This is a genomic window from Klebsiella sp. HMSC25G12, assembly GCF_001807705.1.
Classification (GTDB): Bacteria; Pseudomonadota; Gammaproteobacteria; order Enterobacterales; family Enterobacteriaceae; genus Klebsiella; species Klebsiella variicola.
The window spans coordinates 46,472-60,558 of the sequence record NZ_KV789900.1; the positions used below are offsets into that span (position 1 = coordinate 46,472).

Sequence of the window (14,087 nt, forward strand, 5' to 3'; positions counted from 1 at the left end):
CAGGCGATGGTGATAAACAGGAACGGGAACAGCGCGCCTTTCCACAGCGGGCCGGTACCATCAATGTACTGGGTCACCGCCGGCATTTTCAGGTCCGGGTTGAGGATAACGATCCCCAGCGCCAGGCCGACGATCACGCCGATTTTCAGGAAGGTGGCCAGATAGTCACGCGGCGCCAGAATCAGCCATACCGGCAGCAGCGCGGAGATAAACGCGTAGCCAATCAGGGTAAAGGTGATGGTGGTGTCTTTAAAGGTCAGCGCCGGGCCCCAGTATGGGTCGTGGGCAATGATGCCGCCAAACCAGATGGACGCCACCAGCAGCACGATACCGATAACCGACACTTCACCCACGCGGCCAGGGCGCAGGAAGCGCATGTAGATCCCCATAAACAGGGCAATAGGCACCGTCGAGCAGACGGTAAAGACGCCCCACGGGCTTTCCGCCAGCGCTTTCACCACGATGAGCGCCAGCACCGCGAGGATGATGATCATAATCAGGAAGCAGCCGAACAGCGCGATAGAGCCCGGAACCGGCCCCATTTCCTGCTTGATCATCTCGCCCAGCGAGGCGCCGTTACGCCGTGAGGAGATAAACAGCACCATGAAGTCCTGTACCGCGCCCGCCAGCACCACGCCGGCCAGCAGCCACAGGGTGCCCGGCAGATAGCCCATCTGCGCGGCCAGCACCGGGCCAACCAGCGGGCCGGCGCCGGCAATGGCGGCGAAGTGGTGGCCAAACAGCACGTAGCGGTTGGTCGGCACATAGTTCAGGCCATCGTTATTAATGACCGCCGGCGTCGAGCGCGTTGGGTCAAGCTTCATCACCTTCTGCGCGATGTACAGGCTGTAATAACGGTAGGCGACGAGGTACACAGAAACCGAGGCGACGACGATCCACAGGGCACTGACGTGCTCACCGCGGCGCAACGCGACGACTGAGAGGCAAAATGCCCCGATGATTCCGAGAATCACCCAGGGTATGTGCTTGAATAGTTTTTTGGTATCCATAGTAAAACCTGGCGTTAATTAGATGAATAATTGGCCGAAGCCGTCTGGTTTTAAGTAAGGGTTGATGGAGGTATTGATTAGCTAGGCTGCCTCCGATCTTGCCAGAACAGCGCGCGCGTAAAGTTGGGTAAATCGGTGAGTGGTTGTATAGGGGGTTAAGCGGTTACTGGAAGGGGTAAGCGGTTAGATATGAGTACGAGAGCGCGTAAATGTGTGATTAAGTTCACAATATTATTCTGCGCATCTCAAAGATATGCTTTCAAACTGAGGATAACGGTTTTTATCACCCGCAGATTACTATCTTTATTTCAAATAGAGGTATTTTGATATTATGCTGGCTTTGTCATGTCGTATGGATAGCGTTTAGCAAAGGGAATTCGTGTTATGAAATTTGTAAAGATAATGATCGTCGCCAGTGCTTTTTATTTAACATTTGCTCATGCAAGAGAGATACATCAGGCTGTTGATGAGCCGGCAGCCCCTTATAATTTGCGCTGGGGGATGAGTTACGATGAAGCCAGAAACACGCCTTTATATTCTCTTGAGGTATCAGATATCAATTATGCCGGAAAAGACCCGGATCTGATTATCTCAACGCTGACTCCCCAGGAAGTGGGGGCATTGAAATATCAGGAGATGAAGCTTTATTTCGATAAGAATAAAGGGCTGAAAAGTGTTTTTGTTAGCGCTGATGTTGATTCCAGTCAGCAGGCCTATAAAGTTGATGATGGCCGGGAAGCACTCGCCTTATATAATGAGGAAGTTAAGGTCCTTGATCGAGAATATGGGCCAGCGACAATCAAAGAAGAGTTCATTGCAGACAAAGGGAAATTCTATCAAAGTCTTTCCGCCTGCATTGCAAAACAGCAGGAGTGGTATAGTAAAAGATTAGATCTGAATAAAATAACAAATTGTTCTACCTGGCAACGTACTTATAAAAAAGGTCGGGTAACCGTTTTGCTATACATCGAACCGAGACAAGTTTCCAAACATTATATTTATAAATAAATTAAAGGACTTCACGGTGAGAATATATAAGATTTTTTTTAGAATTATTGCCATGGTCATTATGGTTATGCTCCTTTCTGATTGTCGTCAGTCGTATTATATTGCCAGAAATACGGGGCGCAATATAATGACCTTATCCGACCATCAGCGCGCTAAATCGGCGTTAAACGCTAACGATTTAAACGCAGCTCAGGGCTACCTGACGGGAGAAAAATACAATAATCGCTACAGGCCTGTTAGCGGTGAGGAATCCTGGGGAAGTTTACAATATCGGGCGGCGAAAATCGTCGCCAACGCCGCGGCGAACGGTCAAAAAGTGCGTGATGATGCGCTCTATCTCGCTTATATCTCTTTGTTTGAAGCAGAAGAGGGAGTGCCCGAACGTCCCGATATTATGTTGGGTTACATGCATAAAGCCATGGCGCTACTGTTAGCGAATTCGCAATTACTCGATAAAATCGATTCTAAAAATGTCAGTACTTTACCCAGCCAGTTTACCCTTGAGCGCTATGCTGTATGGCAATATTTATACGATGGCGGCGAGATTGACTGGACCAAAAAAGCGCCTGAAGGTGAAGGTTATACAATTGCTGGCGAAAGCTATCAGACCTGGAATATCAAGTTAAAAAAAGCTATCTGGAATCGGGGAGATGCCTTTTTAACAAATATAGGTAAACAACAATTTATTCGTGACGCTATAGATTATTCTCAATTTCCGGTTATTGCCTGTACCGCCAGGCGAAAAGGCTGGCACTTAACATTACCTGCTGACTACCGGGAACAAAATTTCCGCGGCGGTGGACGTTTTGATTGGGCTTCATGTCGCGCTGTTGAATAAGGCTGGCGGGTGAGATGACGCATATTAAGCGCCAGGTTTACGCATCGGGCGATAAGTAAACCTGGGCGCGGATTTTAGACTGCCACTTCCATTTCCATCATCACCGGGTGGAAACGGCGTTTAAAGTAAATCAGACCGTGCCCTTGCGGGCTCAGGGTAATATTGCGGATCTCCACCAGATACACCAGGTGGGTACCAATGGTTTGCACCTGGCTTATCTCGCCTTCGAGGCTGGCCAGCGAGCCCTTCAGCACCGGCTGTCCGAGCGCGCCCTGCTGCCAGCCGCTGAGGGCAAACCGCTCTTCCATCGTCACCCCGGTCATCCCGGCGAAATGACGGGCCATGATTTCCTGTTCGTGGTTCAGCACGTTGATGCACAACTTGCCGTTACCCTGAAACACCGGGTTCATCGCGCTGTTGGCGTTGATACAAACCATCACCGATGGCGGCGTATCCGTCACCGAGCACACCGCCGTGGCGGTAATGCCGCAGCGACCGGCTTCGCCTTCGGTGGTGACAACGTTAACCGCCGCCGACAGGCTGGCCATGGCATCGCGAAAACGCAGGCGTTGTTCATCTAATTGCATTATGACCTCCCGCTGTGAATTACTTCAGCAGCTTATCCAACATGTTGATATCAGCGTTATTGTGCAGATGCGGCACCGTCCAGCCGTTCTGGTCGTACTCGGACAGGCAGCGGTCGACCATCGCCATCATTTTGTCCATATTGCCGGAGCTCTGCGCCTGGCGCAGACACTGCAGGCGAATTTCATCCTGGCTACCGGAGTAGTTGATCTCATACAGTTCATGGCGACCGCCGAATTCGCTGCCGATCGCGTCCCACATCAGTTTGAGGATCTTGATACGTTCAACGTGATCCATACCGTTGGAGCCGCGCACGTACTTCGCCAGATACTGGTCGATCTGCGGGTTGTTCAGATCGCGGGCGCTGGACGGCAGATAAATCAGGCCGCTGGTGACGTTGCGCTCGATGATGTTCTTGATCTTGGCGTAGGCCATCGGGGCCATCACGCGATAGGTCTGCAGCGCGGCGTGATCCGGCAGCCATGCGCCATTGACCCACGGCGTCGCTTCCGAGCACATGGAATCGCTAAGCGCCCAGAACATGTTGCGCCAAGCGACTACTTCGCCGAGGTCGGCCTGTACGCCGCGGAACTCGAGGGTGCCGGTACATTCCAGAGAGCGTTTCAGCAGGGCGGTGATAAAGTCCAGTTTTACCGCCAGGCGTACGCAGGCCTGCAGGGGATACATGCGGGCGAAACCGCCCTCCATGGTCCAGCGACGGCAGCGGTCAAAGTCGCGGTAAATCAGCACGTTCTCCCAGGGGATCAGCACTTTATCCATTACCAGAATCGCGTCGTTCTCGTCGAAACGGCTGGAAAGCGGATAGTCGTACGGGGAGCCGGTCGCACCGGCGACCATCTCATAGGAGGCGCGGGAGATAAGCTTGACGCCTTCGGCATCCATCGGCGCGACGAACATCAGCGCGAAGTCCGGGTTCTCGCCCATCACCTGTGCGGAGCCGAAGCCGATCATGTTGTAGTGGGTCAGCGCTGAGTTGGTGGCGACCACTTTCGCGCCGCTGACGATGATCCCGGCATCGGTCTCTTTTTCCAGCTTGATGTAGACATCCTTCACTTCATCAGCCGGCTTGTGGCGGTCGATCGGCGGGTTGACGATAGCGTGGTTAAAGTACAGGCCGGTTTCCTGAATGCGGGTGTACCAGTTGCGGGCGTTCTGCTCGAACTGGCCGTAAAACGCCGGGTTGGCGCCCAGCGCGCAGCCGAAAGCGGCTTTGTAGTCCGGGGTGCGGCCCATCCAGCCGTAACTTAAGCGCGACCACTCGGCGATGGCGTCGCGCTGCTGGCGCAGGTCGTCGGCGCTTTTCGCCACGCGGAAGAATTTATGGGTGTAGCCGCCGCTGCCGGTATCGGTGCCCCAGCACAGGGAATCCTGCATCTCCGGTTTGTGCAGCGCATCGTACAGCTGAGCGACAGAAGCCGCGGCATTACGGAAGGCCGGATGCGTGGTGACATCCTTCACGCGCTCGCCGTAGATATAAATTTCGCGGCCATCCTGCAGGCTTTTTAAATACTCTTCGCCAGTTAACGGGCGTTTCGCGTCGGCGCGGAAATCTTCAGGTTTCATAGGGGCCTCTTCAGTATTTATCGGAAAAATAATGTTAAATATATGTTTTGTTTTTGTTGTTTAATTGAAGCGGTTATTGCGCTTGTCGTGAAGGGACGTTTGCGACAACGGCGGGTACTTTTCAGGCGGGATTAAATTTTGTGATCTCGGCAGCTTTTGGCGGGTGGCGCGGCGCTGACCCGCCCTGTGGTCTGTAGCCCAGGCAAGCGCAGCGCCGCCGGGGTATTACGACACAGGTACTTTTTGCGCCCGGTAGCTGCTGGGCGAGCAGCCGACCTGGCGGCTAAAAAAGCGCGCAAAATAGGCAGGGTCTTTAAACCCCAGCTGCCAGGCAATCTCATTGACCGCGCTATCGGAAAACAGCAGCAGCCGCTTCGCCTCGCGCAGCTGGCGGTCGAATATCAGCCGCTTCGGCGAACGGTTGGCGAAGCGGCGGCAGATATCGGTCAACCGCGATTCGGTCAGATGCAGCTCCCTGGCGTAATCCGGTACCGTCCAGTGTTGATGGAAGTGGCTGTCGATCATCTGGTTAAAGCGCTGGAATAATTTCAGCTCGCCGCGCATGCCGCTGGCGGCATGATCGTCGAGCCTGGCGTTGCGCAGCAGCAGGGTAAATACCGCCTGCGCCAGCAGCGCCAGGGTGTGTTCCCGCCCGGGCAGCTGGGCGGTAGATTCCCGACGAATCAGCTGCCAGTAGTGGGCCAGCGCCGCCAGCTCGTCGGGTTTATCCGCCAGCGACAGACAGATCCCCGGCAGGCCGAAGGTCTCCCGCGTGCCGGGATAAAGCACCTCCAGCAGCGGCCAGATCAGCTCCTCATGGACCGTCAACACATGGCCATCGCTATCGGACTCGGTAATAAACGCGTGCGGCACCGAGGGCGGCGTTAACACAAACAGCGGCGCCTGCACCGAATAGCGATGGTCATCAAGCTGCAGCTCAATCTGCCCGGTATCAAGGTAGTGCATCTGGAAATAACGGTCGTGACGATGCGCCTGCATGTCGCGGCCAAAAAAGGCCGCCATGCGGGAAAACGACTGGTAGTGCACCTCTTCGGTACCCAGACTCTCGTCGTAATCTTTATTGATGTCGATGTTGGCGATGGAATGCTGGCACATACCCGCTCCTTAGTGGCCTTTTTGCGCCGCTAAGCCCGGCGCGGCGGCGGCGTCCTCACGCTGGCTCATTGGAATGCGGGTAAGCACCAGCGCGCCGACGATCAGTAATCCGGCGACAAACCACAGCCCGGAGCTAAAGCTGCCGGTGGTATCGCGCAAAATGCCGATCAACAGCGGGCTGACGGCAGAGCCGACGTTGCCGATAGCGTTGATCACCGCCAGCGCCACCGCGCGCGACTGCAGGCTGATCACCCGATCCGGGGTGGTCCAGAAAATGGCCATCGCGGTAAAGGATCCCACCGAAGCCATAATAATGCCGATCAGTTGGATCAGGCTGTGGTGCGTTGCCGAAGCCAGCAGCCAACCTGCCGCGGCGAACAGGTAGGGCAGGATGGTATGCATCTTGCGCTCTTTGCGGCGATCGGATCGGCGGCTCCACCAGATCATGCCGAAAATAGTGCAGAACTGCGGGATCGCCGCCAGCAGGCCAATCATGATGTTGCTGCTGCCGGTGTTGAAGCTCTGCAGGATCTGCGGCGTCCAGATATTAATGGCGCTGAGGGTATTGGTCAGGCAGAAGTAGGCGAGGGTATACATCAGCACCGCTGGCGTCAGTACTTCGCGCAGCGTGGAACGCGGCGAAGCCGGGACGATCGCCGCATGTTCCCGTTCGCGATCGATCATCGCCTTCAGCGCCTGTTTCTCTTCGTTATCCAGCCAGTTGGCTTTATCCGGCGTGTCGTTGAGGAAGAACCAGGTGACGACGCCGAGCACCACCGACGGCAGGCCTTCCAGCAGAAATAGCCATTGCCAGCCTTTCAGGTTCCACAGGCCGTCGAGCGCCAGGATATAGCCGGAAAGTATCGAGCCGAGCATCATGGTCACCGGCATGGCGATCATAAACAGGGCGTTGGCGCGGGCGCGATGGTAGGCCGGGAACCACCAGGTCAGATAGACGAGGATCCCCGGTAGAAAACCGGCCTCGGCGATGCCGACCAGCATGCGCAGGATGTACAGCGTATGCGGGTTGGTGGCGAACATGGTGCAGGTCGAGGCGATCCCCCAGACCACCATGATCCCGGCGATCCAGCGGCGCGCGCCAACTTTCGCCAGCATGATATTGCTGGGGATCCCGCACAGCACGTAGGTGACGTAGAACAGCGTCGCCGCCAGGCCGAACATGGTGGAGGTCAGGCCGAGATCTTTACCCATCGTCAGACCGGCGAAGCCGATATTAATTCGATCCAAAAATGAGAAAACAAAGAGAACAAACAGGAAGGTAATCAAGCGGCGGAACAGCTTTTTGATCACCCGGTTTTCTACTTCAACGGCTTTATTATCATTGTGTTGCAGGGTAGAGGTAGTCATGTTGCGCTCCACATTATCCGTTCAATAGACGGATTTATTGTTATCGGTTGTGGTGGTTGCGGTGTGGGTAAAACGGGCCGCCAGCGCTTCTGCGCCGCGGGCCAGCAGGGTGGTATCGACGCCGACGGCGACGAACAGCGCGCCCAGTTCGAGATAGCGTTTCGCCAGCTGTTCATTGGCCATCAGGATCCCCGGCGCCTTTCCGGCCTGGCGGATTTGCTGGATGGCATCTTCAATGGCGGCCTGCACTTCCGGGTGTTGTGGGTTGCCGCCGTGGCCCATATCAGCGCTGAGATCCGCCGGGCCGATAAACACGCCATCCACCCCTTCGACATCGAGGATCTGCGGCAGATTTTTCAGCGCTTCGCGGGTCTCAATCTGCACCAGTACGCACATGGCGTCATTGGCCCGGTGGATATAATCCGGAATGCGATTCCAGCGTGAGGCGCGGGCCAGCGCGCTGCCGACGCCGCGAATGCCGGCAGGCGGGTAGCGGGTGGCTCTGACCGCCAGCCGCGCTTCTTCGGCGTTCTGCACCATCGGCACCAGCAGGGTTTGCGCGCCGACGTCCAGCAGTTGTTTAATTTGTACCGGATCGTTCCACGACGGACGAACCACCGGCTGGCTGGGGTAGGGCGCAATGGCCTGAAGCTGGGTCAGCACCGTTTGTACATTGTTGGGCGCGTGTTCGCCGTCGATCAGCAGCCAGTCGAAGCCCGCGCCGGCCAGCAGTTCGGCGCTGTAGCTGCTGCACAGCCCAAGCCATAGGCCGATTTGCGGACGGCCGGCCTTGAGCGCCTCTTTAAATGCGTTGTTCATGTTGCTCTCCTCAAACAAAGCGGCAGCTGATGGCGCCCATGTTGCCGTAGTCGACGTGGAAGGTATCGCCCTTGCGCGCCGGGACCGGGCGGGTGAAGGAGCCGCCGAGGATAATCTGCCCGGCTTCGAGCTGGACATCGTATGGCGCCAGTTTGTTGGCCAGCCAGGCCACGCCGTTGGCCGGATGATTGAGTACGCCCGCGGCGACGCCGGTCTCTTCAATCACGCCGTTGCGATACAGCAGGGCGGAGATCCAGCGCAGGTCGAGCTCATCCGGTTTAATCGGCCGGCCGCCGAGGATCACCCCGGCGTTGGCGGCGTTATCGGAGATGGTGTCGAACACTTTGCGCGGACGCTGGGTTTCCGGGTCGATGTTGTGGCAACGCGCGTCGATAAGCTCCAGCGCCGGGATAACGTAGTCGGTGGCGTTGTAGACATCAAACAGCGTACAGTTCGGGCCGCGCAGCGGTTTGGCCAGCACGAAGGCCAGCTCGACTTCAATACGCGGCACGATAAAGCGGTCGGTGGGAATATCGCTGCCGTCGTGGAAGAACATATCGTCGAGCAGCGCGCCGTAGTCCGGCTCGCTGATCTGCGAGCTGGCCTGCATCGCTTTAGAGGTCAGGCCGATCTTGTGGCCTTTGAGCACGCGGCCTTCGGCGATCTTCATCTCGACCCACTCGCGCTGGACGGCGTAGGCGTCCTCAATGGTGATCGACGGATAATCCAGCGAGATCGCGCGGATCTGTTCACGCTGTTTTTCGGCCTGGTTCAGCCGCTGGGCAATCAGGGTGCGGGTCTGTTTATCGAGCATAGTGATTCCTGTGGCATTGTATTGCCGGATGGCGCTTCGCTTATCCGGCCTACAAATTCATGGCCGTTGTAGGCCCGGTAAGCGCAGCGCCACCGGGCAATTTGCACATTATTTAAATAACGCGTGCACGTTGTTCTGTTTGTAGTTCAGCGTCGGGTCGAGCTCTTCCATGGCGAACGACAGCGCCAGATAGCGGCTCTCCATTAGCGCAGCAAAATGGGCTTTGATCAGCGCGAACAGCATATCTCCCACGTCCTGACGGCTCTCCAGACTGCGCCCGGCGCCGATCTTCAGGGTCATATGCACGAAGGCGTAATCCTGCTTGCCGTCGGCCATCTGCCAGGTATCCAGCCAGTGGGCGCGGCTGCGAATACCGCCGATCGGGAAGATACCGGTGGCGGCCAGCGCCTCGTTGACTTTGGCGAACAGGCCCGGTAAATCGGCCTGTTCACGGATATTGTCGGTACACTCGGCGATAAAATGCGGCATGGGGCCTCCTTACGCCTGCGCCGGCAGCGGGAACACGGCGTTAACCTGGCCGGTACCGGAGCTGGCGAATAGCTCGGTGATAAACTCCACCTTGCCGTCGTATTTATCCCAACCCAGCAGACCGAGCAGCATCACCGTGTCGTGCATGTTGCCTTCGCCGTAGCAGTAGTCGGCGTACTCCGGCAGCATGGTGCAGAACTCTTTGAATTTGCCCTCCCGCCACAGTTTCACCACGCGCTCATCCATCTGATGATCAAACTCGCGGGTGTAGCTGTTCATGCCCTCTTCGGCGCGCTGGTCATCGATAAAGCGGTGCGACAGCGAACCGCTGGCCAGCACCGCTACGGTGCCGTCATATTTCTCAATGGCTTTGAGGATCGCTTCGCCCAGCCTGCGGCTGTCGGCAAAGTCGTGAACGGTACAGAAAGCGGAGATAGATACCACTTTGAAATGCTTATCGCTGTTCATGTAGCGCATCGGCACCAGGGTGCCGTACTCCAGCTTCAGGCTCGGAATATTGTGTGCTTTGGCGCGTACGCCGAGCTTTACGGCCTCGTCGGCGATAAGCTGGCCCAGCTCCGGGTTGCCGTCGTAGTCGTAGGTCATGTCGCGAATAAAATGCGGCAGTTCGTTACTGGTGTAGACGCCCTGAAAATGGTCGGCGCAGTTGATGTGATAGGCGCTGTTGACCAGCCAGTGGGTGTCGAACACGATGATGGTATCGACGCCCATTTCACGGCAGCGCTTGCCAATTTCTTTATGCCCGTCGATCGCGCCCTGGCGGCAGCCGTGGTTTTTCCCCGGCAGCTCAGACAGATACATCGACGGCACGTGAGTGATTTTTGCTGCTAACGCTAACTTACCCATATCAGACTCCCCATTTCGGGATCGGATGGTCGCCCATCGAGATGCAGACGTTTTTCATTTCGGCGAACACTTCAAAGCTGTACTCGCCGCCTTCGCGGCCGGTGCCGGAGGCCTTCACGCCGCCGAACGGCTGACGCAGGTCGCGCACGTTCTGGGTGTTGACGAACACCATCCCGGCTTCAATACCGCGCGCCAGACGCAGCACTTTGCTGACGTCCTGGGTCCAGATATACGACGCCAGGCCGTATTCCACATCGTTCGCCAGGCGCAGCCCTTCCGCTTCGTCTTTGAACGGCAGCAGGCAGGCGACCGGGCCAAAAATCTCTTCCTGGGCGACGCGCATGCGGTTGTCGACATCCGCCAGTACCGTCGGGCGCAGGAAGTTGCCGGCTTTCAGATGCGCCGGCAGGTCGGACGGTTTATCCGCGCCGCCGGCCAGCAGGGTGGCGCCCTCTTCGATGCCGAGGCGAATGTAGCCGGACACTTTCTCCCAGTGCTGCTTGCTAATCAGCGCGCCGACCTGGGTATTCGGATCGGTCGGATCGCCCACGCGCAGGCGGTTGGCGCGCTCGGCGAAGCGCTTGACGAACTCCGGATAAATACTCTGCTGAATGAAAATGCGCGAACCGGCGGTGCAGCGTTCGCCGTTGATCGAGAAGATGGTGAACAGCGCGGCGTCGAGCGCGCGCTCAATATCGGCGTCTTCAAAAATCAGCACCGGCGATTTTCCGCCGAGCTCCATAGAGTACTTTTTCAGACCGGCGTTCTTCATGATGTTGCGGCCGGTGGCGGTGCCGCCGGTGAAGGAGACGGCGCGCACATCATGATGGCGCACCAGCGCGTCGCCGGCGGTGGCGCCATAGCCCTGCACCACGTTGAGCACGCCAGCCGGGATCCCGGCTTCCAGCGCCAGCTCGCCCAGACGATCGGCGGTCAGCGGCGACAGCTCGGACATTTTCAGCACCGCGGTATTCCCCAGCGCCAGGCACGGCGCCACCTTCCAGGTCGCGGTCATAAACGGCACGTTCCACGGCGACACCAGCGCGCACACGCCAACCGGCTGCACGAGGGTATAGTTAAGCATCTTGTCATCGACCGGATAGGTCTTGCCGTTCATCTGCTGGCACACTTCGGCGAAAAATTCGAAGTTATGCGACGCCCGCGGGATCAGCACGTTTTTGGTCTGGTGGATAGGCAGGCCGGTATCGGCGGTTTCCATCGCCGCGATCTCCGGGACGTTCTGATCGATCAGATCCCCCAGGCGGCGCATCAGGCGCGCGCGCTCTTTCATCGGCAGGTTAGCCCACTTCGGAAAGGCCTCTTTCGCCGCCGCTACCGCCTGGTGAACCTCGGCTTCGCCGCCAGAGGCGACTTCAGCCAGTACCTCGCCGGTGGCCGGGTTGGTGGTATGAAAATAGTCTGCGCCGGCAACGTTTTTACCGTTGATCCAATGGTTAATCTTTTTCATGACAGTGTCTCCTCATACGCTTGCTGGCTGATGATATGGTTGACCAGGCGGCCCACGCCCTCGACTTCAACGATCACCTCGTCGCCCGGCACCACATCGGATAGCCCTTTCGGCGTGCCGGTGGCGATCATGTCGCCCGGTTGCAGGGTCATAAATTCGCTTAAATAAGCGATGAGGAACGGGATGCTGAAGATCAGATCGGCGGTGGTGCCCTGCTGGCGCAGTTCGCCGTTGACCCAGGTACGCAGGGCCAGATTATGCGGATCCGGGATCGCCTCTTTGGCGACGATCCACGGGCCGATCGGCGTCAGGGTGTCGCGGCTTTTGACCCGCAGGTTCGGGCGGTAGTAGTTTTCCAGATAGTCGCGGATCGCGTAGTCGTTGCACACGGTATAGCCAGCGACATAGTCCATGGCCTCGGCTTCGCTGACGCGGCGCGCGGTTTTCCCGATCACCACCACCAGTTCGGCTTCGTAGTGCATGTATTCGACGTTATCCGGGCGTACCGACTGCTGCTGGTGGCCAATAAAGGTGTTCGGCGCTTTGATGAACACCAATGGCTCGGTTGGCGGTTTAAACTCCAGCTCGCTGGCGTGGTCGGCGTAGTTGAGCCCCAGCGCGAATAGCGTGCCGTCGGCGGGCGGCAGCCAGCGGAATTCGCCTTCTTTCAATACCGTGCCATCGTTCAGGCGCACCTGGTCGCGTTCATCGACCAGCACGTCGCGTACCTGTCCCTGCCATTCAATGCGTGCCTGTTTCATGCCAGCTCTCCTTCTGCGACAACCGGGTTTTCCAGCGCCGGGAATCCGTCGGCGAGAATACGTACGCGGTCGCCGGGGCGCAGCGTGACGCGAGAGTGGGGCGTGCCGATAAGGATCGCGTCGCCGGGATTGAGGGTGGCGAACTCGCTTAAGGCGCTCAGCAGCTGCGCGGCGTTACGCTGCAGATCGCCGGTATGCCAGCTATCCGCCTCGCGGCCGTTGATTTCGGTGATGATGGTCAGGTTATCGACGTTACGCACCGCCGACAGCGCGCCGACGGGGCAGAAGCCATCGCGGCATTTCGCCTTGATCGCCGGGCGATAAAAACTCTCTTCCGGCAGACTCACATCGTTAGCCAGCGCGTAGCCGGCGATATAGTTCGCTGCCTCTGCCGCCGCCACTTTACGCGCGGTTTTGCCGACAATCAGCGCCACCGTCGCGCCGCTTTGTACGGTCTCGCCCTGCGGATAGGGGATCGCCTCGCCGTCGCCAATCACGGTATTGCGCGGCTTGATAAACCAGACCGCGGTTTTCGGCGGCGTCTTGTAGGGGGCCTGTTGAAACGCTTCGCGCCAGGCGTCGAGCTGGCTGCGATGATTGAGCGCAACGGCGAAGATGGTACCTTTCATTCACCACTCCTCTGGTACTGATTTCGGATTTAAATGCATTTCATTAATATGTTAATGATCATCTTTTATGCTTTGCGGCCAGGTTTAGCAACTGGAAGTGAATGTTTTGTGATCTGATTAACACAATATTTACACATCAATAACTTATTGGTTTTTAATCAATGAGTTGACTGTTTTTCAGGAAGGGGCTGGTACTTTTCAGGTGCAGAAACCGGTTGTACATGGCAGGATTAAAGCTAATTATTAAGTTGTTAATAAGTTTTGGATGAGGCTGTAGAGGGGATACTATGCATGATTCATTAACCATTGCCTTGTTGCAGGCGCGTGAGGCGGCGATGGCCTACTTTCGGCCGATCGTCAAACGGCACAATCTCACCGAACAGCAGTGGCGGATCGTGCGAATTCTCGCCGAACGTCCGTCGATGGATTTTCACGATCTGGCCTTTCGCGCCTGCATCCTGCGCCCCAGCCTGACCGGGATTTTGACGCGCATGGAGCGGGATGGGCTGGTGCTGCGCTTAAAGCCGGTTAACGATCAGCGCAAGCTGTACGTCTCGCTGACGCCTGCCGGAACCGCGCTGTATGAAAGCGCTCAGGCCGAGGTGGAAGAAACCTATCGTCTGCTGGAGGCCCAGTTCACCACGGAAAAGCTGCAGCAACTGACCTCGCTGCTGGAGGAGTTTATTGCGCTTGGCGTCCCTGCCGGGCGCGGTGATGAAGAAGAGTAGCGG

15 protein-coding genes and 1 pseudogene are annotated in these 14,087 nt (G+C 57.2%); 3 read left to right on the forward strand and 13 right to left on the reverse strand.

Annotated elements, in window-relative coordinates; genetic code table 11:
* Nucleotides 1-1,010 (reverse strand): carbon starvation CstA family protein (locus HMPREF3096_RS31500; RefSeq protein WP_048963796.1); only part of this gene is annotated, 1,010 nt, incomplete at its 3' end.
* Between the two features lie 384 nt (nucleotides 1,011-1,394).
* Here HMPREF3096_RS31500 and HMPREF3096_RS16770 point away from each other — a divergent pair.
* Both HMPREF3096_RS16770 and HMPREF3096_RS16775 read left to right on the forward strand, forming a co-directional pair.
* On the forward strand, nucleotides 1,395-2,018 hold the full coding sequence (locus HMPREF3096_RS16770) for a hypothetical protein (RefSeq protein WP_008807579.1): 624 nt from the start codon (nucleotides 1,395-1,397) through the stop codon (nucleotides 2,016-2,018).
* Nucleotides 2,019-2,145: 127 nt separating this feature from the next.
* Nucleotides 2,146-2,856 (forward strand): transcriptional regulator, encoded by a 711-nt coding sequence (locus tag HMPREF3096_RS16775; protein ID WP_139593048.1) that lies wholly within the window; start codon nucleotides 2,146-2,148, stop codon nucleotides 2,854-2,856.
* A gap of 74 nt (nucleotides 2,857-2,930) precedes the next feature.
* Here the strand turns inward: HMPREF3096_RS16775 and HMPREF3096_RS16780 are convergent, their stop codons facing one another.
* The 12 genes and pseudogenes from HMPREF3096_RS16780 to HMPREF3096_RS30945 all read right to left on the reverse strand — a co-directional run bounded on the left by HMPREF3096_RS16780 (nucleotide 2,931) and on the right by HMPREF3096_RS30945 (nucleotide 13,579).
* Nucleotides 2,931-3,443, reverse strand: coding sequence for a 4-hydroxyphenylacetate 3-monooxygenase reductase subunit (locus tag HMPREF3096_RS16780; protein WP_012542962.1), 513 nt, complete (start codon nucleotides 3,441-3,443; stop codon nucleotides 2,931-2,933).
* Between the two features lie 19 nt (nucleotides 3,444-3,462).
* A complete protein-coding gene (hpaB, locus tag HMPREF3096_RS16785; protein ID WP_002887473.1) occupies nucleotides 3,463-5,025 on the reverse strand; it encodes a 4-hydroxyphenylacetate 3-monooxygenase, oxygenase component in 1,563 nt (520 codons plus the stop codon).
* Nucleotides 5,026-5,250: 225 nt separating this feature from the next.
* Nucleotides 5,251-6,141, reverse strand: coding sequence for a 4-hydroxyphenylacetate catabolism regulatory protein HpaA (hpaA, locus tag HMPREF3096_RS16790; protein ID WP_032731583.1), 891 nt, complete (start codon nucleotides 6,139-6,141; stop codon nucleotides 5,251-5,253).
* A 9-nt stretch (nucleotides 6,142-6,150) separates the two neighbouring features.
* Nucleotides 6,151-7,509 carry a 4-hydroxyphenylacetate permease gene (gene hpaX, locus HMPREF3096_RS16795; protein ID WP_004222447.1) on the reverse strand — a complete coding sequence of 453 codons (1,359 nt, stop codon included), beginning with the start codon at nucleotides 7,507-7,509 and terminating at the stop codon, nucleotides 6,151-6,153.
* Nucleotides 7,510-7,530: 21 nt separating this feature from the next.
* Complete coding sequence (gene hpaI, locus HMPREF3096_RS16800) at nucleotides 7,531-8,328, reverse strand: 4-hydroxy-2-oxoheptanedioate aldolase (RefSeq protein WP_032731584.1); 798 nt, start codon at nucleotides 8,326-8,328, stop codon at nucleotides 7,531-7,533.
* A gap of 10 nt (nucleotides 8,329-8,338) precedes the next feature.
* Nucleotides 8,339-9,142: a 2-oxo-hept-4-ene-1,7-dioate hydratase gene (hpaH, locus tag HMPREF3096_RS16805; protein ID WP_002887487.1), complete on the reverse strand. Its 804-nt coding sequence runs from the start codon at nucleotides 9,140-9,142 to the stop codon at nucleotides 8,339-8,341.
* A gap of 108 nt (nucleotides 9,143-9,250) precedes the next feature.
* Nucleotides 9,251-9,631 (reverse strand): 5-carboxymethyl-2-hydroxymuconate Delta-isomerase, encoded by a 381-nt coding sequence (locus tag HMPREF3096_RS16810; protein ID WP_008807573.1) that lies wholly within the window; start codon nucleotides 9,629-9,631, stop codon nucleotides 9,251-9,253.
* A 9-nt stretch (nucleotides 9,632-9,640) separates the two neighbouring features.
* A complete protein-coding gene (gene hpaD / locus HMPREF3096_RS16815; RefSeq protein WP_002887492.1) occupies nucleotides 9,641-10,498 on the reverse strand; it encodes a 3,4-dihydroxyphenylacetate 2,3-dioxygenase in 858 nt (285 codons plus the stop codon).
* A 1-nt stretch (nucleotide 10,499) separates the two neighbouring features.
* Complete coding sequence (hpaE, locus tag HMPREF3096_RS16820) at nucleotides 10,500-11,966, reverse strand: 5-carboxymethyl-2-hydroxymuconate semialdehyde dehydrogenase (RefSeq protein ID WP_023297017.1); 1,467 nt, start codon at nucleotides 11,964-11,966, stop codon at nucleotides 10,500-10,502.
* Nucleotides 11,963-12,727 (reverse strand): fumarylacetoacetate hydrolase family protein, encoded by a 765-nt coding sequence (locus HMPREF3096_RS16825; protein WP_008807571.1) that lies wholly within the window; start codon nucleotides 12,725-12,727, stop codon nucleotides 11,963-11,965. Before HMPREF3096_RS16825 ends, hpaE begins: the two co-directional genes overlap by 4 nt.
* Entirely contained in the window at nucleotides 12,724-13,356 is a 633-nt protein-coding gene (locus HMPREF3096_RS16830) for a fumarylacetoacetate hydrolase family protein (protein ID WP_012969003.1), read from the reverse strand. The genes HMPREF3096_RS16825 and HMPREF3096_RS16830 overlap by 4 nt, the downstream gene beginning before the upstream one ends.
* Nucleotides 13,357-13,414: 58 nt before the next feature.
* Nucleotides 13,415-13,579, reverse strand: a pseudogene (locus HMPREF3096_RS30945) (hypothetical protein).
* Between the two features lie 64 nt (nucleotides 13,580-13,643).
* On the opposite strand from HMPREF3096_RS30945, the gene hpaR reads away from it, so the two are divergent.
* The gene (hpaR, locus tag HMPREF3096_RS16835; RefSeq protein ID WP_002887503.1) at nucleotides 13,644-14,084 is read left to right on the forward strand and encodes a homoprotocatechuate degradation operon regulator HpaR; all 441 of its coding nucleotides are present in this window, start codon (nucleotides 13,644-13,646) and stop codon (nucleotides 14,082-14,084) included.
* Nucleotides 14,085-14,087: the final 3 nt, after the last annotated feature.